Origin of the sequence: Cytobacillus purgationiresistens, from assembly GCF_030813235.1 — a bacterium.
Lineage (GTDB): Bacteria > Bacillota > Bacilli > Bacillales > Cytobacillaceae > Cytobacillus > Cytobacillus purgationiresistens.
In genome coordinates, this window is record NZ_JAUSUB010000001.1 from 349,916 (window position 1) to 370,744 (window position 20,829).

The 20,829-nt window shown below is 35.2% G+C and carries 21 protein-coding genes and 1 riboswitch; of the genes, 14 read left to right on the top strand and 7 right to left on the bottom strand.

Translation table 11 applies throughout. The features are described 5' to 3' along the window. Positions 1-638: 638 nt before the first annotated feature. Both J2S17_RS01850 and J2S17_RS01855 read left to right on the top strand, forming a co-directional pair. Positions 639-1,190 (top strand): TetR/AcrR family transcriptional regulator, encoded by a 552-nt coding sequence (locus tag J2S17_RS01850; RefSeq protein WP_307471333.1) that lies wholly within the window; start codon positions 639-641, stop codon positions 1,188-1,190. 104 nt (positions 1,191-1,294) lie between these two features. Continuing rightward, a complete protein-coding gene (locus tag J2S17_RS01855; protein ID WP_307471335.1) occupies positions 1,295-2,419 on the top strand; it encodes an MFS transporter in 1,125 nt (374 codons plus the stop codon). A gap of 1,036 nt (positions 2,420-3,455) precedes the next feature. Here J2S17_RS01855 and J2S17_RS01860 read toward each other — a convergent pair. Then, entirely contained in the window at positions 3,456-4,379 is a 924-nt protein-coding gene (locus J2S17_RS01860; protein WP_307471337.1) for a ketopantoate reductase family protein, read from the bottom strand. A 148-nt stretch (positions 4,380-4,527) separates the two neighbouring features. On the opposite strand from J2S17_RS01860, the gene J2S17_RS01865 reads away from it, so the two are divergent. The 5 genes from J2S17_RS01865 to J2S17_RS01885 all read left to right on the top strand — a co-directional run bounded on the left by J2S17_RS01865 (position 4,528) and on the right by J2S17_RS01885 (position 9,716). Then, positions 4,528-5,079 (top strand): TetR/AcrR family transcriptional regulator, encoded by a 552-nt coding sequence (locus J2S17_RS01865; RefSeq protein ID WP_307471339.1) that lies wholly within the window; start codon positions 4,528-4,530, stop codon positions 5,077-5,079. 178 nt (positions 5,080-5,257) lie between these two features. Further along, positions 5,258-5,584 carry a hypothetical protein gene (locus J2S17_RS01870; protein ID WP_307471341.1) on the top strand — a complete coding sequence of 109 codons (327 nt, stop codon included), beginning with the start codon at positions 5,258-5,260 and terminating at the stop codon, positions 5,582-5,584. 111 nt (positions 5,585-5,695) lie between these two features. Further along, entirely contained in the window at positions 5,696-6,577 is an 882-nt protein-coding gene (locus tag J2S17_RS01875) for an ABC transporter ATP-binding protein (RefSeq protein ID WP_307471342.1), read from the top strand. Then, the gene (locus J2S17_RS01880) at positions 6,574-9,126 is read left to right on the top strand and encodes an ABC transporter permease (RefSeq protein WP_307471343.1); all 2,553 of its coding nucleotides are present in this window, start codon (positions 6,574-6,576) and stop codon (positions 9,124-9,126) included. Before J2S17_RS01875 ends, J2S17_RS01880 begins: the two co-directional genes overlap by 4 nt. 38 nt (positions 9,127-9,164) lie before the next feature. Beyond that, positions 9,165-9,716, top strand: coding sequence for a hypothetical protein (locus J2S17_RS01885; RefSeq protein WP_307471345.1), 552 nt, complete (start codon positions 9,165-9,167; stop codon positions 9,714-9,716). A 27-nt stretch (positions 9,717-9,743) separates the two neighbouring features. Here J2S17_RS01885 and J2S17_RS01890 read toward each other — a convergent pair whose 3' ends face one another. After that, complete coding sequence (locus tag J2S17_RS01890) at positions 9,744-9,884, bottom strand: alpha/beta hydrolase (RefSeq protein WP_307471347.1); 141 nt, start codon at positions 9,882-9,884, stop codon at positions 9,744-9,746. Between the two features lie 747 nt (positions 9,885-10,631). On the opposite strand from J2S17_RS01890, the gene map reads away from it, so the two are divergent. After that, positions 10,632-11,372, top strand: coding sequence for a type I methionyl aminopeptidase (gene map / locus J2S17_RS01895; protein ID WP_307471349.1), 741 nt, complete (start codon positions 10,632-10,634; stop codon positions 11,370-11,372). Between the two features lie 419 nt (positions 11,373-11,791). Then, positions 11,792-12,208 (top strand): hypothetical protein, encoded by a 417-nt coding sequence (locus tag J2S17_RS01900; protein ID WP_307471350.1) that lies wholly within the window; start codon positions 11,792-11,794, stop codon positions 12,206-12,208. A gap of 86 nt (positions 12,209-12,294) precedes the next feature. Here the strand turns inward: J2S17_RS01900 and J2S17_RS01905 are convergent, their stop codons facing one another. Together J2S17_RS01905 and J2S17_RS01910 are read right to left on the bottom strand one after the other, a co-directional pair. Beyond that, entirely contained in the window at positions 12,295-12,657 is a 363-nt protein-coding gene (locus J2S17_RS01905) for a YhjD family protein (RefSeq protein ID WP_307471352.1), read from the bottom strand. 4 nt (positions 12,658-12,661) lie between these two features. Beyond that, positions 12,662-12,943: a YolD-like family protein gene (locus J2S17_RS01910; protein WP_307471354.1), complete on the bottom strand. Its 282-nt coding sequence runs from the start codon at positions 12,941-12,943 to the stop codon at positions 12,662-12,664. A 203-nt stretch (positions 12,944-13,146) separates the two neighbouring features. On the opposite strand from J2S17_RS01910, the gene J2S17_RS01915 reads away from it, so the two are divergent. Next, entirely contained in the window at positions 13,147-13,458 is a 312-nt protein-coding gene (locus J2S17_RS01915; RefSeq protein ID WP_307471356.1) for a hypothetical protein, read from the top strand. A 759-nt stretch (positions 13,459-14,217) separates the two neighbouring features. On the opposite strand, the gene J2S17_RS01920 is transcribed toward J2S17_RS01915, so the two are convergent. The 3 genes from J2S17_RS01920 to J2S17_RS01930 all read right to left on the bottom strand — a co-directional run bounded on the left by J2S17_RS01920 (position 14,218) and on the right by J2S17_RS01930 (position 16,292). After that, on the bottom strand, positions 14,218-14,985 hold the full coding sequence (locus J2S17_RS01920) for a DUF899 domain-containing protein (RefSeq protein WP_307471358.1): 768 nt from the start codon (positions 14,983-14,985) through the stop codon (positions 14,218-14,220). A 510-nt stretch (positions 14,986-15,495) separates the two neighbouring features. Further along, complete coding sequence (locus tag J2S17_RS01925) at positions 15,496-16,071, bottom strand: dihydrofolate reductase family protein (RefSeq protein ID WP_307471360.1); 576 nt, start codon at positions 16,069-16,071, stop codon at positions 15,496-15,498. 89 nt (positions 16,072-16,160) lie between these two features. Continuing rightward, positions 16,161-16,292 (bottom strand): hypothetical protein, encoded by a 132-nt coding sequence (locus J2S17_RS01930; RefSeq protein WP_307471361.1) that lies wholly within the window; start codon positions 16,290-16,292, stop codon positions 16,161-16,163. Between the two features lie 430 nt (positions 16,293-16,722). Continuing rightward, positions 16,723-16,862: riboswitch (cyclic di-AMP (ydaO/yuaA leader) on the top strand. Between the two features lie 293 nt (positions 16,863-17,155). Between J2S17_RS01930 and J2S17_RS01935 the strand changes: the two genes are divergently transcribed. From J2S17_RS01935 to J2S17_RS01950, 4 genes are all read left to right on the top strand, one after another. After that, the gene (locus J2S17_RS01935; RefSeq protein ID WP_307471363.1) at positions 17,156-18,529 is read left to right on the top strand and encodes a TrkH family potassium uptake protein; all 1,374 of its coding nucleotides are present in this window, start codon (positions 17,156-17,158) and stop codon (positions 18,527-18,529) included. Between the two features lie 27 nt (positions 18,530-18,556). Continuing rightward, on the top strand, positions 18,557-19,213 hold the full coding sequence (locus J2S17_RS01940) for a potassium channel family protein (RefSeq protein ID WP_307471365.1): 657 nt from the start codon (positions 18,557-18,559) through the stop codon (positions 19,211-19,213). 180 nt (positions 19,214-19,393) lie between these two features. Beyond that, positions 19,394-19,552 carry a hypothetical protein gene (locus tag J2S17_RS01945; protein WP_307471367.1) on the top strand — a complete coding sequence of 53 codons (159 nt, stop codon included), beginning with the start codon at positions 19,394-19,396 and terminating at the stop codon, positions 19,550-19,552. Between the two features lie 193 nt (positions 19,553-19,745). Continuing rightward, the gene (locus J2S17_RS01950; protein WP_307471370.1) at positions 19,746-20,732 is read left to right on the top strand and encodes a LacI family DNA-binding transcriptional regulator; all 987 of its coding nucleotides are present in this window, start codon (positions 19,746-19,748) and stop codon (positions 20,730-20,732) included. The last annotated feature ends 97 nt before the right edge of the window (positions 20,733-20,829 follow it).

A 20,829-nucleotide genomic window follows, 5' to 3' on the forward strand; every position in this document is an offset into this window, starting at 1 on the left:
TTGAGTTATTAAAATGAACTTACTAAAAAATAGTTATGCTGATTTAATAATTACCTTTATTTCAGCGATTCATAACTCTCCTGCCTTAAAATAATTAGTAGTCTTTCTGCGATAGAAAAATGTATGGACATTGCAGAGTATAATGAAGGATGTTTCATTTCAACTACTGATTAAATCTGATGATCTTATTCAGTTTACCAGCCATTTTGAGGGCGGGTTATTATACATAGGTTAATTATTCTTCATTTTGTATAAGTAAGTCTGTGGCTTTTATTGCAACCCTATACAGCTTACGTTAGAAAAGGTTATCCAATTCCCTAATCCAAATATTCCATTTGTGTAGCGATTACCAAAAACGTTCGTTTTTGAGAGGTGGAGTTTTACCCATACTTTCCTATTCATAATACATGGGTTATTGAATAACTTTGTTTTAGAGGGGCATTTTAGTTCAATATGGATTGCTGAAAATGATTAAACTTTATTTGAAAACTAAACAAGGGTTAGATGTAAATATATAGAAGGTAGCTTTGTCTGTGTCAGGGGTCGCTATCACAAATAGCACTTGTTTTGTTTATTCTTGCTGTAAGGTAATTAACATGTTAACATTTATAATGAACGTTCTATATGGGGGTTGTTGTATGAAAAAATCACAGAAGAAAGAAGATATAATTAACACAGCTGAAAAATTATTTTATCATCATGGCTTTCATGCAATTGGTGTAAAGAAAATATTGGAGCAAGCAGAAGTAGCAACAATGACCATGTACTATCATTTCAAATCGAAGGAAGATTTAATCAAAGAAATATTAATTCAAAGAGAAAAACATTATTTTCAATTATTAGAAGCTAATATTGACAGGGAGAATGGTATTAATCAATATGTGGAGTCGCTAATAAAAGCACATCTTGATTGGATAGATACTGATGGTTACAATGGTTGTTTATTCTTAAGGGCAAAGCAGGAATACGAAGGTGTAAACGAAGAAATAGCTTCACTAAGTAGAGAACATAAAAAAAGACTTCTAAACAAAATTGAAAATGATCTGAATCTTTTTAATGGTTCCGAATCCCTTAGTGTACAAGTCTCTATTATAATAGAGGGATTAACATCAATGGTTCAAATACTTGAGTTAGATAAGGTAAAAGATACTGCAATTTACTTAGCGAAAAGTATTCAGGTTTCCGAATAATGAATAGTATATAGGTAGAGAATAGTGTCGTGAACACATTGTTCTCTATATTTTTTATTTAATTATTATAATGAACGTTATATATACATAAAGGAGTGACTAATATGAATGAAAAAAAATTAATAGTAGTGGGCTTGCCAATGATTGCCGTGACGTATGGTTTGTCTCGGTTTAGTTATGGTCTAATGCTTCCATATATTAATGAGACAATGAATATGGATCAATCCACTAGCGGCTTAATCTCGTCTTTATCATACATTGCTTATTGTATAGCAATCATATTTGCAATGGCGTGTTCTAATAAGTTCACTCCAAAATCTATTCTTGTGGTAGCTGGACTATCATCCATTATTGGTTTGGGTATAATCTCCATTTCTCCTAATTCGGTAGTGCTAGGGTTAGGTATATTCCTTGCAGGGCTAAGTACAGGATTATCATCCCCACCATATGCTAATATTGTTAGCACTAACGTAGAGAAAAGATTACAAAATCAGGCTAATTCATGGATTAATTCTGGTACAAGTATTGGAACAGCTTTTACTGGGGCAATTGCTATCCTTATGACTAATAGTTGGAGAGAAACGTATTTGATATTTATGGTCATTGCTATTTTTGTGCTCATTGTTAATTTTAAAATACTTCCAAAGCAGCAGGCTTCAGAAAAGAAGGTGATGTTTGGATTTTCTAAAAAGGAATGGAGGCACTCTATTCAACTAATTATTGCCTCTTTACTTATAGGAATATCCTGCTCTGCCTACTGGACATTCTCAAGAGACTTTATGTTAAATTTTGATAATGTTTCTACGTACCTAGGAGAGTGGTTTTGGGTAATTATTGGACTAGCAGGTTTACTAGGAGGAACTGCTGGTGCATTTATAGATAAGTTTGGTTTAATGAGCGCCTACAGGATTTCTGTATTAGTACTTTCAACTTCGTCCCTACTTCTAGGAATTTACCCAGATAACAATGTAACATGGTTCCTGTCACCAGTTCTTTTTGGAAGCTCTTATATTTTCATGACTGGGGTCTTAATAGTTTGGGGAATTGCAGTATTTAAGACTAATCCATCATTCGGATTAGGTGTACCGTTCTTAATACTTGCACTTGGTCAAGCAATAGGGTCTGTTTTTTCAGGGGTAGTAGCTGATCTATCAGGATATTATACTATTTTTATTGGATCTTCTATCATTGGTTATGTAACCTTGGTATTTAAACTCAAAACAAAGTAGATATCTCGATTTAGAATCTATAATCTTTTGTATTAGTTGAAAAACAGATAATAATTATCAAATTTTATATTAGAGCTACAAATGGTTAAATAATATGGGAAAGTAACACCTTTTTAAAACGTTATTGCTATGCCATTAAATGAGCATCTATTTTCTTATTCAATAATCGGGCGCTTATATATAGTATCCGTTCCAAAACTTTGATATGCTGCAGCCTTTATCTATGTTTACATGTAACCATAGATAAGCGTTTAAGGACTTGACGTGGAGCCTCTGTGGTCATGATTAGTCTTGAAAGGATGAAGCCGTTGTTTCATCAGGCATCCAAGCCTATCATACCCACCTCTCCACGTTAGGTCCTATGTTTGTTAACGTTAAAAACTATAATTACTTACTATATATAATGCTTTTACAAAGATACAAATTTAGCACTTTTCGTATCTTTACTTACGTTGGAAAATCATACTACATATAAGGGTGCTTAAATGGAATAAGCCAATATGAGAGTTATGTAGATGCTACAAAATAAGCATTGTGTTTCAAAAAAGTCATATGAAGCTATTTCTGTAGAGTTTGACCAATATAAAAGTGGTCATAGTATAGAATTTGAAATTTACTTAAGACAAAATGAACCGGTCGACATTATTCCATCCTATTTGGACATTCAAAATAATCCATGTAGCGTTGAGGTGTCGGAGCGTTTTTATTTTGAAATAATTAGTCATTTGGAGAGTAATATTGTTCTGTGAAAATAAAGTCTTAGACTAGAGTCTTTGAGTTAACAACGTTTTTGAATTAAAAAATCATCAGCTTCTTAAAAATAAGTTTTAGACTGGGTCCAATAAATAAAGCAACGACAGAACAAGACTTGATAAATAAAGTCTTAGACTGCCGCTGTTCAATTATCGTTTCCCGTTAGTTTAGTCAAGGATGCTACAAAAAAACTATATATTTCGATTTTTATATTCAGATTAATGCCCAATTGAAGGATTTAATGAAAATAAATTAAAAATTACCATAATATTTTACAAAAGAACTACTGAACATGTATTTCCGAGTTGATATCATTTTGACTTAAAAATTTCATTAAATCATTACTCAGCTGCACAATCTCATTGTTAGCATTATTCGCATAATCCGGCAACATCATATCCCTAACCATTTTAGTTCGTAGCCATGTCATAAAGATAAGATCCAAAAATAAGTTTGGAAATTTAAGCACCATTTTAAGCATTGGTGGATCAATTGAAACGCCAGCTTTTTGTATTGCCCTTAGATACGCTTTTAAAGTGACTGTTATTTTGCGTGCCGACTTTCTGGTTCTGGCTGTTTTTTTGTCAATTATCTTACTCTCAGAATGCAAAACGCTCAACATGGCAATGTCTGATACGGAATGTGTGATTAGATACGCTTGCATATCCTTTTTAATAACGTAGGGAAGCTTTGCTGTTTTAAATAATTTTGCGAGGTTTTCTATGCGTTCTGTCACTACACCATTAATTTCTCCAAATGCAGTTGCCGCTATAATCTTTGGTAGAAATCGAGCATGCAATACTCCATCTTTAATCTGTCCGCCGAAGCCGGGAAAAGCTGGCAAAAGTCTATCCCCTACGATATCCAGCCACGAAGAAAATCCAATTGAATTACTAGTCATCGTAACTATATTTTTGCTTTGATTATCTTTTAGCGCTAACAACGCTGATTCGGACCGATCATAACGAACGGTAACGAAAATAAAATCGTATACATCGTCATTTTCAAGCGTATCAATGACATTCACTTGTATCGATCTAACTGTACCTTTTTCTTTATATTGCAGGCCATTTTCTCTTAATGATTTAAATCTATTAGAATGTGCAAACAGGGTAACGTCAAACCCTGCTTCAATAAGCTTAATTGCGTACATGCTCCCGATGACACCTGCACCAAAAATTAAAATTCTATCTTGTTTTGCTGACATTAAAACCACCCCTACTTATTAACATTTCATTTTGATTATCATACAACATGTTGTATGATGTGATTATAAATCTTTATTATTCCTTGATCAACCATCAGTTTTTTATTATTTGTCGGATCATATTCTTATTCGCTAGTAGGAGGGAAACATGAAAAAGCAACCCCTAATAACGGAGAAAACAAGACAAAAGTTTGTAGAAGTTTTTTGTGAGTTATATAGCCAAAAGCCGATTGAGAAAATTTCGGTTCAGGAAATTGCGAATAAATCAGGATATAACCGCAGCACCTTTTATCAATACTTTACTGACATTTACGAATTGTTAGACTCTGTTGAAAATGACTTATTGAATGACATAAAAAAAGAATTGGCGAATAAAGAGCTATCGATGCATACGGTTCAAGATACGCTCTATTGCCTGGACAAAAGAGAACATCTCCTGGTTCTTAAGGCCCTTTTGGGTGATTATGGAAGTACCCGTTTTTTAAAACGCTTAAAAAAAGAAATCACTTTGGATCAATTAGAATTAAACGTTCCGCAAAACCATTCCTTAACGCCATACTTAATTGAGTTTTACCTGACAACTTCCCTTTCTTTATTTCGTCTTTGGCTCCAGCGTCAAAAGGATTTATCGTCAGAAGAATTTTTCAAGTTAGTGGAGAACCTATATTCAAGAGGGATTACGCCCTATTTTAAAGAATAAAGCAGTGGCCAACTTGTTTTGCCTTGCATATGACCCTAATATTTGATTTTTTTCCATATATAACGGTGCGATTACTGTGAAAGTTCAATAATAAATTTTGTTGTGAGTTTTTGTTGTAATAAAATTCAGAAAATTATATAATTTTAATTGTAAGATAATACAAAAGGAGGTTTTTTTTATGAAAAAGATTTTAGGCTTAATGTTAATCTTAGTACTAGCCAGTGCAAGTTTGTTTGTTAGTACACCTGCTAATGCGGCTACAAATTCAGATTCATCAGTAGTACAAGCTGCTCCGGACAAAATTTGGATAGACAGGGCTTCAGCCATTTCCCAAAGCGACTTTCTTTTTTATTCAGCATCAGCATATGGTAACCTATATCGGGGATGGCTTAGTAAAATCCATCCTGGCGCTACTGGACCTGCAGCATTCTCTGGTTATATTTATAGATCACCTTTACCATATCCAACTCCATTTGTTGCGCCTATAGAACCATTAGAATATTAAAAAATCTAAAAGCTCTAAAAGCTCTTAATTTCATACTATGGAAATTAAGAGCTTTAAAATTTAACCTTACATAATATTTATTATTATTTATCATCCATTGGAGGGGCTGTCATGATTTTATCAGTAAATCAAGTCCATAAGTCATATGGAAAAGAGAAAATATTAACAGGCATTTCATTTGAAATCAATGAACCTAACATTATTGCTTTAATTGGTCCAAATGGTTCGGGGAAATCCACCTTACTCAGCATCATTACGAATCTAGTAGCTACTGATCAAGGGGAGGTAATGATTTTAAATAAATCGAACAAAGATCCTAACATTTTCAGAGAAATTGCTTTTATGCAGGATAATTCAGTTTTATACGATTATTTAACCGGCTATGATCACCTGCAGTTTATTGGTGATATTCAAAATATTACCAAGGAAGAAATTTATGAAGCAGTGGAGCGGATTGGCATGACAAGCTACTTACATAAAAAGGTAGGCAAATACTCATTAGGCATGAAGCAGCATCTTCTCCTGACGATGGCGATATTAAATAAGCCGAAATTATTATTACTGGATGAACCTTTGAACGGCCTTGATCCGACCAGCGCGATTAAAGTGCGTAATTTGCTGTTAGCATTATTACAAGAAGGCACAGCCATTATCATATCCTCCCATAACCTATCTGAAATTGATTTGATTACCCGACATATTATATTTTTAAAAGATGGTAAAATCATTAAAGAAAACATTCCACAAAATGAAAGAGTTTATTATGAGTTAACAGTAGATGACTATATTAAAGCACAAGAAATCATATTGGCTGAAAAAATATCAGTAAAGCTTGAGGGCGAAAAGCTTTTGTTACAAAATACTAGCACTTATTTAAGCGAAATTATTAGATTGTTAAGTAAGGAGGAGGTCAACATTCAAGATATTGAGAAAAAGACGTTAGGGTCTGAAGACCGTTATCAAAAAATATTCGGTCAGAAAGGTCATGCATGAAGAAATTATTACAGTTTGAAATAAAGAAAATATGGCGACAAAAGAAGCTAATCTGGATTTTTATCATTGTAATGATGTGCACAGCAGGGATATATGGGCAAAATGCTTCTGAACAAAAGACGAAGGCTGAACGGGCTACTGAAAAAATAACACCTTTCATAGTTGAGATAAGTCACACTCAAGGAGAGCTGAGAGCTATTGAGAGAGAGGATCAACTAGATGAAAGCCAGACAGAACAGCTAATGGCTATAAGTGATATCGGCAGTACATTAGCCGTTTGGAAGGTAGCGATTAATAATGAACAGTGGGCTTCCATTCCTTCAAAGGAAAAGGAGTTTTGGACATATATAGAACAATATGAGAAAAATGGAGGTCATTTCAAAGCCTTGCAAGGAGATGAAAGAGAGAAAGCTATACAGAAAAATGAATGGATGGTTACAAATGGGCTTGCTTATGACGATGAAAGCTATCCATTATCTCCAGCACTTGTTTTAAAACATACAACTGAATGGTTATTTAGCGTCTTGGGGGTTATCATCTTATTGCTTTTCTTCGGGACAACGATTACAGGAGAACGAGAACAGAACACATGGTTGACGCTGAAGACACAACCTATCTCTAAATGGAAAAGATACGGATCAAAATATATGAGCTTGATTATTATGCTCTTTGTTTTCATACTCCTAGTAGCTATTATAGGGCTGATAGTTCCTCTCCTTTTAGGTGATTACGCTCTTAATCTATCTTATCCACTAATCATTGAGATAGGCGATCATTTTACTGTAATCTCAACTTTTCGTTATTTATTGAAAGGAACCATCCTTTTTATCTGTGCAAGCATCTTTGCATATAGTCTAATTTTATTGTACAGCGCGTGGCTGAAAAATTCATTTAGTGCTTTAATACTTGTTATGACAACTATCTTTCTTGGGTTTATGTTGACAGATGTGTATGTCGGATGGCAAAACATTTTTAATCCATTTCAATTTTTCCGTTTTTCGGATCTTTTGATAGACACATCAGAAAGTGGTGTTTTCCTTTATTTCCTTTCAAGCATCCTTTGGAGTATTCTCCTGAGCACATTTGCTGTGTATTTACCTGAGAAAGAAATTAATTTTTTTCAAGGGAAAGCAGTAGAGAAACCATTTAAACAAGGCAACATCCAAAGACGAAAATCCACCTTATGGAATTTAATGACATTTGAATGGCGGAAGATATATCGAAAAGGGTTATTAGGACAAGTATGTGTGTTGCTCTTATTCTTATTAGCATTTGGATATTTTCTGATTTATCAAGAGGCAAAGGAAAAAGAAGTCGCTTATTTACATATGTTAGAGAATCTAGAAGAAAAGAATGATTTCTTACCAATTTTAAAAGAACAGCTTACTTCCTACCAAGAAATGAAAGAAAGTGGAGAAAGTAATCCATATATGGATATTGATTGGCAGGTCACGGAAACAAAAAAAGCAATTACTTTAATTGATGAAGAGGTGAATAGGGCTAAACTTGCCTTTTCAGCATATCAGAAGGAAAATTGGCTACCATTCTATGAATACCAGCTATTTGTAAATCGATTGAACAATCAGGAATTTGATACTGGAATAGTAACCTATGACAGAGTCCGTAGTATTGGGAAAATGTCCCTTGACGCTAGTATAGCAGAGAAGCAATGGCTGATGGAACATAATGTTCGACCTGTGTTCACTGGGGAATTTGTGACAACGATCTCCCACCATTGGAGTGAGGATAAAGGTGGGCAAAAAAATTGGGAGGGAGCGAATCGAAGAGTAGATAGCAGCGGAATGTTCGTACTTTACCTATATTTTCAGCACCATTTCTATTTTATTCTAATGATTCTATGCCTTTTCTTAGTAGGTGGAGGGGTGGCAAGCGAAAAGGGAAAAAAGCCGCCCATTCGATTCTTGTTAACAGAGCCTCTAACTATTAGGCATCTCTTTCATGGAAAATGGTTTATGGCCACAACTGTGGCCTTGATAAGCAGTATTGGAATTTTCACTATCGTTCTTTTAATTGGGACAATTTTCAATCGTTTCGGAGATTGGAAGTATCCAATATTGGTTTATGATAGCACAAGTTTAGCCAGCACTGAAAATTACACCGGTCACATTTCACAAGGAATGGGCTTTCATTTTATTCCGTTAGGGGAGTATTTAATAAAATGTGTTGTCCTATATCTCATCGTCTTAATATTTCTAATTACATTAGCCCATTTTTGTTCATTATTTATCAACAATCAATTTAGTGTATTTTCTTTGTTACTGATTGTAGCAGTCGCAGGATACATGGTAAGCTCAGAGGTATTAACTAAACATGCACATCTATCACCATTTACCTATTTAAATGTTTCTAAAGTCATAAACGGGGAAATTTCTACATTGATAAACAATCCAGATATCACCTTTTTAACAGGCAGTGTGACGCTTTTAGTATCAACAATCGTGCTCAAGATCATTGGAAGCATCGTTTTAATGAAACAAAAGAAAATAGTGGGCCTAAAACGAGTGGAAAGCAAGGGTAAATCTGTATAGAGTATTGAAGTTTATTTGAGATCTGGAGGGGGAGTAAAATGACTAAAAATTATGAGCCGAGACAAGTTTTTTTAGTACTCTGTATAGCTACTGCCATTTTTTCACTTATTTTATTACTATTTATACCACAAATAATCGCTGATATTGTTCATCATACTTCGGGTGTTTGGCAAGTATTTGTTCCGAAGGGAAATTTTGTGGTATATGCGGTAGGATTCTTTTTAATATTTTTATCGCTGTTTATTCTCTTTATCTTAGATATTAAGAAAAAATCAATTCTTTTAAGCATATTGTGTATTTTATTGAGTATCATTCCATTTTATATTGGCTCTCAATCCTATATCATTTTCGCGAATGATTCAATTTCATATTCTCCAATCTTTTCAACCGAGAAAAAAAAGTATACATGGGATGAACTTTCAGCAGTTACCTATTTTAAAGCTAAGGAAGGCGAAAAATCAGAATATGTATTCACTTTTAAAGATGATAATACTATTACCTTAGAAGATAATTCATATTTCGGGAATATTATAAATCCTTTACAAATTAAATTAAAGGAAATGGGTATTATCTTTAAGAAAGAAGGATAGAGTTCTGAATAAACCATATAAAAGCAACTACTCTAATTTAAGAACCACACATTCTGCCTGATTGGCCAAGAAGCGGCAATAAGGATCATCCATCTCCTTTTCATTCATTATGAACGCTCCACCATGGAAGTTGATGTAGACAGGGAGCTTTTCTTGTTTTGCTTCCAAAGGATAATATAAAGATAGATTAGTACGTTGAACAGATGTCTCAACTACCACATTTTTTTCATTTTTACTTGCTGCAGGGGAATCATAGGTGTTTTTTTTGCTTGATTGGGGAGGAGACGCAGTAATTTTGCAATAATTGCAGTGAACATAGTGTAACCTCACTTTTTTAACATTATAGCTGGAATTAAACGAATCTATACTTATTGGCTGTCAGTTGATAGGTGCAGCCAATTTAATACCTTTGGAGCAATCAGTTTGCCACTCTTGTTTTGTAAAAAAATCTTAAATGTCCTTGTGTTGCCTACTACCAACTATTGAAATATCTCCGAAACGTATTAGGGGTAATTCTTTCTCTTAGCTTGATGGGTATGTGGTGAGACCCCTATAAGAAATCGGCTTTTTCATTCCAAAAATTGTCTTAACGTGGGTTTTATGTCAAAATGTTGGCTGCATCCCTTATATAAAAAGTAAACTATAATATTTTTAGATGGTAATATTTAGTGAAGGAGGTGATTAAATCACCTCCTTTTTTGTTTAGAATATATTTAAATGTAGTGAACAATTAATCCTTAAATTAAAAATCCTTTGAACGTTCGATCTTCACATTATCATACATTCAAATTCAAGTGGAAAAGTATGATACAATCAAGGCTTTTGAATGTTATGATTAAGAAAATCTGGTGGCAGATGTTATGGCATAGAAGGAATTAATTGCAGAGTCTATGAAAAAAAATGAGGTGAAGAAAAATGGTTGCAAAAACAGAAGAAGATTTTAATGGTTTGAAGGAAATTGGCAAAATTGTTGCCTCCATTAGAGATGAATTGGTACAAAGAACAATTCCTGGCATAACGACCAAAGAACTGGACGATATAGCCGGAGAGTTTTTAGAGAAAGCAGGTGCAGTTTCAGCCCCAAAAGGTGAATATGATTTTCCTGGCTATACTTGCATTAGTGTTAATGAAGAAGTGGCACATGGTATTCCGGGTCCTCGGGTTATTCATGAAGGAGATTTAGTAAATATAGATGTTTCTGGTTCCAAAAACGGTTATTTCGCAGATACAGGAATCTCGTTTGTAGTAGGCGAAGGAGAAGCAGTATTAACCAAAATATGCGACGTTACTAAAAAGGCATTTGAAGAAGGTCTTAAGAAAGCAAAACCCGGTTCCAAAAAAAGTAGAATCGGAAAAGCAGTATTCGAAACAGCGAGACAGCATGGATTCACTGTTATCAAAAACCTTACAGGACATGGTGTTGGACGTAGAATACACGAAGCACCTGACCATATTTGTAATTATTATGATCCATGGGATAATGAAATATTAAAGGAAGGGATGGTTATCGCATTCGAACCATTTATCTCAACCTTTGAAGAAGAAGCATTCCTAAAAGAAGACGGTTTGACCTATGCCACAGAAAAAAGCTATGTAGCTCAATTGGAACATACGATTATCCTTACTAAAAATGGTCCAATTATTGTCACACTTTAATTCAAACATACGCGAAAAAGAAAAATATATGGAGTTCGCTTACTAACGGATACGTTAGCGCCATAAGAAGGCCGTCAATTGGCGGCCTTTTGAATGTGCGATTCTTACACTTATCATACATTCAGCTTGGTGATGAAAAACTTTACATACAAAGAATATTTCCGAATTTTCGACTTTGGACACTTATTTTTCGTAGGGGTAGCGTCTGTAACCAGTTGTGAGGATTTTGGGTTCCCCACTAATGGTAAGGGATTGATTTTGGCCTAGTTCATCCGAAAATCTTTGATAGAAACCCTTTCTTTTCTTTCTTTTGGCTAGTTAATTGAGCCTCAATTAATTAAAAAATTACCAAGTTGGATCTTTAATTTATTAGGTAAACAAACTTGTTTTTCAGGGGATAATAAATTTGAGGTGGTTAAGTGATTAAAAAATCGTTAATAGCAATTATTATCCTTGGACTTTTCCCGAAAATTGTTCCAGCCGAGACTAATCAATATATAGAAATATACGATATAAAAAAAAACGAAGTTATTATGAAAGTACCGTCGGATATAAATTTACAGAAAGAGGTAAAAAAGTTTCTTGTAGGAATAACGGGCGTTAATTCAAAATTTAGACCTATTCCAAACAAAGGGTTTATGATAAAAATTCCCCTAGAACCCGTAGTTAATGTAGAGAACCAATGGCTCAATGATCTTGTTGTTGAAGTGATAATTATTTTTCCTGAACAAGATGCTCCTTGTTTAATGGTTTTTGACGATAAAAATAAAGTGCATTTCTTTACATTCAAAAGCGATACAGAAGAATTTTTATCCTTATTAAACTTTAGACCATAAACCAAAATTCTTATTCAACCAACTAGTTAGGACCTTAAATAAGCAAAAGAAAAATAAGAGTGCAGCCTAATTGGGTTGCACTCTTATTAAGCAAGAAATCGTTTATACAGATAATACTCAAGCAATTCATTTACTTTGTTACGGATTCTTGGATTAAAATAATTATGCTGTTCCTCGTACCCTTTATAGATGAATAAATAATTTGTGAAATCTTTGTCTCTACTTATCTCATGTACTGTCATATGACCACTTCTCATTTTTTCTTTCACAATCTTTAAATCATGTCTTACAGCTTTAATGGTCTCTTCCATTAAATTAAGATAAGGCGTGTTTAATTTTAAATGTGCTTTTTCGATTATTTGTCTATCACGTTCTAATATGACAACAACCATAGGTAAATACATTGCTTGCTCTATAATATCTCGATCAATTTCAGGTATCCTGGTCATGTTATTAATCTCTTTCTACATTGGTTATATCATCAATATTAATGCGATTATTTGAGTCGCTTTCAAAAATTATGTATTTCATTAGATAGTCAACTTTATTAACGATGCCAGTAATTTTATAGAACTGGCCACTTCTCCAAATGGTGATAATTACCGGCAGTGTATAGTAAAGTGAATCTATTATGAGTATACCCATTTGCTCTTGTGCATGTTCATCAATCATAGGTTTTTCTTGTTTTTTATCCTCACTGTAAAAGTTATTGAGTATAGTTTTTTGTTCCGTCATAAAAAATGCAGGCTGCCATTTTATAAGGCCTCGATCTTCATACCTACCTTCCACTCATTTATTAAAAGTATATAAGAACATACGTTTGTTTTCAAATGCTAATAATTGACTTTTGATATTAATCTAATGTTTTAATGCAACAAATGTTGTATAAGATATATATTTAATAAAACAATTGTTGTGTTGGAAAGGAGTAATATTTGATGAAAATGTATGGAGTCAATGAGGTTTTCGCAGTTTTAAAAGATAATAAAATTACGACTAACATAGAATCAGTGCGCAGATGGCTACGAGAGGGAGCTTTGGAAGGGGAGGCATCTAATTCTCGTAAGGAAGGATGGAAAATCAGTGAAGAGGCTTTACAGCGATTCTTAGAACTTCGATTACCTACTAACAAAATGAATGAAGAAAAAGAATCTATTAATGCAACAAATATTGTATTAATAAAAGAACAAGCCAGAAAAGAGATGTGGTTTGAAGTAACTGAAAAGAACGTATGGGAAGGTCATAATTAAATACAGTCACAGCGATTAATTGTTCTGTATCACTTTCTTCTAAAATTTGTGCAGTCGTATATTCCGTAATTTTTAGATCCTCAGCATCATTTGAATCTAATGTGAATGCACTCATTTCATTCGAAACATTGATATGATCTAAAGATATATCAGAAACTCCATTTACTGCATCTTGATATGATTCCTCAAATGATTTTTCTTCGTAGTATTTGAATTCTGATCAGAAACTTTTATTGTGGTAAAGCCAGATAAAATTACACTAACTAATAAAACTAGTCCTACTAAACTCTTTTTCATAAAATATCCCCCTTTTCCACCTTTTACAATTGTGAGAATTTTTTGTAAAATATTATCATAATTTAATTTATCATGAAAATAAAGGAAAAGTAAATACTTTTTACTACTTTTCAGGAAGGGTGTTCCAATTATGAAAAAAAATGATAACAAGAATGATCTCTTTGATAGAGCTCTTTTTGGAAGTCCTGGAATAATGCTAATTATTATCATAGCAATAATTATAGGTAGTTATATATTTAAATAGACTCTGTGGGAAAGCCCTTTCCTTACTTAGGGGGAGAACCAGCGTAGCTGACACCATCCGCAATAAGGAAATGTCAAGGTGAAAATTAGTAGTTTAAGTTAAATACTTCCAACACAAATACCCCCGTCCTGTTTTGGATGGGGGTAAAATAAAGTTATATTCCACAATTGCGCCTCGATTCCGGAACAGTCATTTCTGATATTAGCTGGTATTGCGATTCAATCCTCGAAATTAGGAACTGCACCGCGAGGGTTGCCTGTACGACCTTTCGGTTCCTCCCAATCTTCTTGCCGGCCGAGTGCCGTCTCATCGAGGAAGTAGTACGAGCCACCAACCTGCTCAAGTCCACGAGCATAAACAGAGTAGGTGTGAAAGACCCTATCGCCGTCACGCAGAAAGCAGCTTCGGCCGGGCCCCTCTATTGGTTGCTTACCCTTCACGTAAACGGACGTGCCCGCCTGTTCGTGTTCAGTCTTGGTACGGTAATTGTACACGACAGGAGTGAATGATTCGTCCAGCGTGACGTGAAAGTCGTAGTTGAAGTCACTGCCGTACGAGGAGTACCAGGGGAAGCTCCAGCCCTTGAGAGCTTTGTATGCATCGATCTTGGGCAGCGGCGCACGGGAAATATAGACAAAAGATGTGTCACGGGCATACAGGTTCTTGAGGTGGTTGTTCGAAATTTCATCGGCTCCGGCCGAGCAGCTCGGGCAGCCCTGTTCCCAGCTAGGATGGAACATAAAGTGGCCGACGATAAGCTGACGGCGACCATCGAACAGGTCAATTAAACTTACCTTACCATTCGAGCCCTCGAAAACGTAATCCTTGTTAATCTCGACCATCGGCAGTCGGCGGCGTTCAGCATTCAGTGCGTCACGCGCACGGGTGGCTTCTTTCTCTTTGGCAAGAAGTTCTTTGCGAGCCACAAGCCATTCGTCACGAGACACAATTTTTGGTAATTGGTTATTATTTATTGCTTTTTTCATGTATTCTCCTCCTATCTTATGTTTTCTTAAGTTTATCAGATACGACTAGCAATAATCTATTCTCGATTGCTCAAAAGCCCAATTCAAAAAAGAACAGGCGCAATAATTCCACTATTGCGCATCGTTTGCTTAATAATCTATTTACCCTTTCTATTAGGGGTACCGCCACATGCCCATCAAGTTCATATTTTTATATCCCCCAAAGTGAAAAAATCTGAGCTTTGTTTAGCTAATAACTAAAATTTTCATTTTGGGGGCATTTATTTTCTTAGCTTGATGGCTATGGGGTACCGCCCAACATTTTAACGAAAATATACGCAAAGCCCTGAATTGCGTCCGACTTGGCGTTTCTCCTTACTCTAAGCTCAAACGACACGATCACCCGACAAATTGAATTAGACTGACTCGTAAAAAAAGCAGTGACGGACTAGGAACTCGAAAGACCTAGACTGCCGCTGCTTTTATTGTGCTAACGTAATCCGTTAGCGTAATCTACTTTAGGAGACAAGGTCATCTAACCGTCTGGTAAACGAGGCCTATGGCTCCAGAATCAAATGTCTTGTTTTCGATAAGTTTAAGATTGATCTTCTCCCTGAGACCTTGGAATAACGGCAACCCGCTGCCGATCAGGACGGGAGAAACCGTAATTTTATACTCATCTATTAAATCAAGCTGCATAAGGTAGTGTGCGAACCTAGGACTGCCGAGGATGACCATATCCTTGCCTGACTGCTGTTTGAGGTTCTTGAACTCTTCCTCGACATCTTCTTTCACCAGTCTGGAATTGTTCCATTCGACTTTCTCCAGCGTCGTGGAAAAAACGATTTTGGCTGTCTTTTCGATCCACTCGGCATGATTCCGTTCATGCTGCGAAGCTGATGGGTTCGAAGGCACAGATGGCCAGTAACTGTGCATCATCTGATAAGTCCCACGTCCCCAAATGACAGTGTCGGCAGTACTCAGAATTTCTTTCGCGTGTTTCTCCAAATCAGCATCGTAGGAAACCCAGCCAATGTCCATTTCACCGTTCGGCCCTTCTACAAAACCGTCAAGCGATGCGTGCAGAAATAGAACGAGTTTTCTCATTTTCAGTTCTCCTTTGTTCATGAGGGATATCTACATTATACATTAACTACATTTTAGCATAATTCAACTTGGGTTGTTTCTTATGGATGCTAATCTAAACTGCCGTTCGTAATCCCGCACATATGACCGCTAAAGTAATTCAAGATTCGGAGGCTTTGCTGATGAGAGAGATTACCAGGATTTCGAAACAGGGCGAGCAGACGATTCAGGACTTCATTCACGCTCTCACCCCCCACGAAGATTGAATCCTAAGACACTAGTTGGTTTGAAACGGGCGACCACCAAGAGGAAGAAGTTGTATTTCGAATTGAAGATGTGGCTACTCCAACATTAACACGATACCGGGAAGCCAGGCAAAAAGTGATAGAATTGAAACCGGCTACTCCCTCATGCTGGAACTAACAAGCATCACGTATCAGACATGTATGGAGATATTCCAATGTCCTATGTAAGCTCTTGTCAATGAAATTAAAATTTATTTACAAAATTAAGTATTACTTAAAAAAACAGAGTATTATTGTGGATAACAGTGATTTCGTAATGAAAATCGCTGAATTTGTATGAATATGATTGATTTCGAACATATTTCTTACTTGTAAGGGATTTACAAAGATTACAATGCAGGCGTAGAATATTCTACATAAATCACAAACTAAATAACGGCCAAATCTCAGTAATTGAGAACGGAGGACCCATTATTTTGGGGTTAATTCTGCATTTGCAGAAGGGATGAAAGACTCTTTCGCCATCCTACCCGTCAGCTAACTTCGTCGGCTAAAGCGAAGGAGGTCATAAGACCGCCTTATTTCAGGGGGCTTTTTTGTTGTGGATGAAACAAATTAGCAGCCAGTTATAAGGGGCTTTTTCTTTTATCTAAACGGCAAGGTTGCTTGCAAGACAGAATAAAAAAGAGAGCGTATTAGCTTGCTAGGCGCTACGTTTATCGAGGAGAACTTTTTAAAATTACTTGTAAATTGTCATAGGTACGCTTGGAATCCTTAATTGATCGAGAATAGCTCATTACGGGTTAAAGTTACAAGGTTTTTTTCAAATATTAAACTGAAGGTCAAATATTTAGCTCAATTTGTTAAAAATCGACTTTAGTCAATTAGGAGATAACCATAAAAAAACAAAAGATTATCTTGATCCTCCAAAAATTCTTGTATTGGGCTTTGCTGCTGTCATTCTGATAGGAGCTTTATTATTGACTCTTCCGATTTCTACAGAGGATGGAAATGGTCTCTCGTTTTTAGATGCTTTATTTACAGCCACATCTGCTACATGTGTTACAGGGCTTGTCGTTGTTGATACTGGTGACACATTTTCCATGTTTGGTGAGTTGGTTATTATATCACTCATTCAAATCGGTGGACTGGGATTTATGACATTTGCGACTTTTTTATTTTTACTGTTAGGTAAAAAAATCTCATTAAAAGAAAGGCTGCTGCTAAAGGAGGCATTCAATAATTTCTCTCTTGCAGGCATTGTAAAATTAGTGAAAAGAATATTAATATTCACTGCAGTGATTGAGATTCTTGGCGGCACCATTTTAGCGATTCGTTTTTCGTTCGATATGCCAGTTGGGAAAGCCATCTATTTTGGTTTTTTCCACGCTATATCCAACTTCAATAATGCGGGCTTTGATCTAATGGGAGAATTCAGGAGTCTAACCCCTTATGTCGAAGATCCAATTGTTGTTTTAACCATTTGTTCTCTTATCATATTGGGTGGAATAGGTTTTATTGTTATGAATGAGCTTTTTGAATACCGCAAAACAAGACGGTTATCTGTGCATACCAAAATCGTTTTGATTACAACCCTCATTTTAACAGTAGGGGGAACTATCTTAATCTTGCTATTTGAATATGGGAATGATCAAACGTTAGGTCCTTTATCTAATACTGGCAAATTTTTAGGAGCATTATTTCAGGGGGTCACTCCAAGAACTGCCGGTTCAAATACTTTGCCAATTGCAGATTTAACACATTCAACTTTATTCCTGACAATTTTCCTTATGTTTATCGGAGCTGGTTCAGGATCAACAGCTGGAGGAATTAAAATTACTACCTTCGCTGTTTTAATCGCAACCGTCTGGGCCCAATTTAAAGGAAATGAAGATGTTGTTTTATTTAGACGCCGAGTTCCCATTGAAACGATATTAAAAGCACTTACTGTTGTTATGAGTGGGTTATTAATTGTTATAATCATTACCTTTTTGCTGAGCATTACAGAAAAGGGACATGACTTTATTGTGTATCTCTTTGAAGCAACTTCTGCGTTTGGTACTGTCGGTCTATCCATGGGGTTAACACCAGAGCTCTCTCCCATTGGACGTGTACTTATTATTTTCACAATGTTTGCAGGAAGACTAGGTCCTTTAACCATTGGCTTTGCCATTACGAAAAGACGTAAAAAGGAAGCTTTCCATCATCCAAAAGGAAATATAATGATTGGTTAAATAAATAGGCAGGGAGTAGATTTAGAAATGGTCATTAGACAATATGCAGTAATTGGTCTAGGAAGATTTGGAACAAGTATTGCGCGAAGATTACATGAGGCTGGGCAAGAGGTTCTGGGAATTGATGTGAATGAAGAACGAGTGGAAGCTGCTGAATTATATGTGACACATGCAGTGGTGGCAGATACCACAGAAGAAAAAGCAATTTCATCCATAGGGATTCGCAATTTTGACTGTGTAATTGTAGCCATTGGGAATGATATGCAAGCCAGCATATTAACCGTAATGCTTCTTAAAGACTTAGGTGTAAAAAAAATCATTGCTAAGGCTCTAGACAAACGGCATGGGCAGGTTTTAGACAAAATAGGCACTGATTTGATTATCTATCCTGAAAGAGATATGGGCGAACGGGTTGCCAATCAGCTATTATCACCTAATATGCTGAACTACATTGAGCTTTCAAAAGAATACAATATTGAGGAGATTATGATCCCTTCAAAAATGGCTGAAAAAAACCTACGGGAACTTGACATTCGTGCCAAATATAATGTAAGTGCCATTGCCGTTGTTAGAGAAGGTGATATCATCATATCTCCTTCTCCAGATCAGATTATTCATAAAGGAGATTTTTTAGTTATTATAGGAAACAGAGAGGATATCGCCAAATTCTCAAGTATAGAATAACAGTCAATAGGCTAAACCCTTCGAGAGGTAGAAAACCAGATATACTTACACAAGCGATTAGAAAAGAAACTTCAATGGTTTAGAAGTATTTTTCATATCAATATAAACGATCGTGATAGTAAGCATGCAATCATTGCTGAAGGTGTTAGACGAATGGTGGAGATTGAGGAGGATTATGTGATGTACATTTCAACTCAAACCTGGAGTCTTAAAGCGATAGGATTATATATTTGTGATGGATTTGAGTCTGAAACAACAGAATCAAACCCAGGAGCTACACCAATCAAACAACTGAAGCTTTGTCCCTTATACAACTCGGTTATCGTGACTAAGATGTAAAATAAAGTCTAATTTCTGCTTATCAAGTGGGAGATTAGGCTTTTTTGGCATGCTTTAGGAGCAACTTTGTAGCTAATCATTATTATTTTGTTGAAAATAAAACATCTGGAATGGAAGTTGCTTACCATTACTTGAAAAGTATAGTAATATAAACTAAAGTGTATATTGAAAGTTACGGGTTAGGAGTAAAAATGTGGAGAAAAATATTATATCTGCAATGGAAGTTGCGAAGTTAGCTAATGTATCACAATCAACGGTTTCAAGGGTTTTTACACCTGGAGCAAGTGTGTCAGAAAAAACAAGAAAAAAAGTACTTCAAGTTGCTGAAGAACTTAACTATCAACCTAATGCATTGGCTAGAGGACTAATTACAAAGAAAACCAATATGGTTGGTCTGGCTATGAAGGATATTCAAAATCCCTTTTATCATGAAGTATTGGGCATATTTACAAAAAAATTGAAAGCAATGGGATATTCTGTCCTTTTTGTATATACAGAAAATGAAGAAATTCAACAAGAAGAAATCAATCATTTTTTAGAATATAATGTAGAAGGAATCATAGTAACTGATGCACTTCTCTCCTCAAAGATCGTATCGAAGCTTAAGCATAATAGAATACCTGTAATCTTATTTAATAGAAATGATAAAAGTCTCCAGTGCCATTCTGTTAGCTGTGACAATATTGATGCAGCTGGCAGCATTGCAAAATATGTTTTTGAAAAAGGATATAAAGAGATTGTTTTTATTACTGGTAAAATAAATACGTCGACAAGCCAAGATCGGCAAAAAGGATTTGTTGACTTTTTAATCAGTAAGGGAATAGTTGTGACAATTTTAGAAAGTGATTATACATATGAAAAATCCTTTGAATTAACAAAAAATTTAATACAATCTGGGTATAAGCCTGATGCTATTTTTGGTGCAAATGATATTACAGCTTTAGGTGCACTAGATGCATTAAAGGACCGAAAAATTTCAGTACCTGATGAAACTATTGTAATAGGATTTGATAACATAAAAATGGCAGCATGGCCAAATTATTCACTGTCTACATGGGTACAGCCAGTAGAAGAGATGGTCGATGAAACCATTAATCTCTTGACCTTAAATTCAAATGATGACGAGCCTAAAGCTGTAAAAGTAAAGGGCCATTTTATTCATAGAAAAACAACTAAATAAAGTAGAACGAGATATTTTAACTGAAAAGGCGTATAAACTGGAAAATACGCCTTTTTTGCAATCATAGTAAAAGGAAAATAAAATAAGGTTAAAAATC

Bases quoted from the DNA above. Each gene is read 5' to 3' on its own strand.
- J2S17_RS01850 (WP_307471333.1), top strand. From the start codon at position 639: ATGAAAAAATCACAGAAGAAAGAAGATATAATTAACACAGCTGAAAAA.
- J2S17_RS01855 (WP_307471335.1), top strand. From the start codon at position 1,295: ATGAATGAAAAAAAATTAATAGTAGTGGGCTTGCCAATGATTGCCGTG.
- J2S17_RS01860 (WP_307471337.1), bottom strand. From the start codon at position 4,379: ATGTCAGCAAAACAAGATAGAATTTTAATTTTTGGTGCAGGTGTCATC.
- J2S17_RS01865 (WP_307471339.1), top strand. From the start codon at position 4,528: ATGAAAAAGCAACCCCTAATAACGGAGAAAACAAGACAAAAGTTTGTA.
- J2S17_RS01870 (WP_307471341.1), top strand. From the start codon at position 5,258: ATGAAAAAGATTTTAGGCTTAATGTTAATCTTAGTACTAGCCAGTGCA.
- J2S17_RS01875 (WP_307471342.1), top strand. From the start codon at position 5,696: ATGATTTTATCAGTAAATCAAGTCCATAAGTCATATGGAAAAGAGAAA.
- J2S17_RS01880 (WP_307471343.1), top strand. From the start codon at position 6,574: ATGAAGAAATTATTACAGTTTGAAATAAAGAAAATATGGCGACAAAAG.
- J2S17_RS01885 (WP_307471345.1), top strand. From the start codon at position 9,165: ATGACTAAAAATTATGAGCCGAGACAAGTTTTTTTAGTACTCTGTATA.
- map (WP_307471349.1), top strand. From the start codon at position 10,632: ATGGTTGCAAAAACAGAAGAAGATTTTAATGGTTTGAAGGAAATTGGC.
- J2S17_RS01905 (WP_307471352.1), bottom strand. From the start codon at position 12,657: ATGACCAGGATACCTGAAATTGATCGAGATATTATAGAGCAAGCAATG.
- J2S17_RS01910 (WP_307471354.1), bottom strand. From the start codon at position 12,943: ATGACGGAACAAAAAACTATACTCAATAACTTTTACAGTGAGGATAAA.
- J2S17_RS01915 (WP_307471356.1), top strand. From the start codon at position 13,147: ATGAAAATGTATGGAGTCAATGAGGTTTTCGCAGTTTTAAAAGATAAT.
- J2S17_RS01920 (WP_307471358.1), bottom strand. From the start codon at position 14,985: ATGAAAAAAGCAATAAATAATAACCAATTACCAAAAATTGTGTCTCGT.
- J2S17_RS01925 (WP_307471360.1), bottom strand. From the start codon at position 16,071: ATGAGAAAACTCGTTCTATTTCTGCACGCATCGCTTGACGGTTTTGTA.
- J2S17_RS01940 (WP_307471365.1), top strand. From the start codon at position 18,557: ATGGTCATTAGACAATATGCAGTAATTGGTCTAGGAAGATTTGGAACA.
- J2S17_RS01945 (WP_307471367.1), top strand. From the start codon at position 19,394: ATGTACATTTCAACTCAAACCTGGAGTCTTAAAGCGATAGGATTATAT.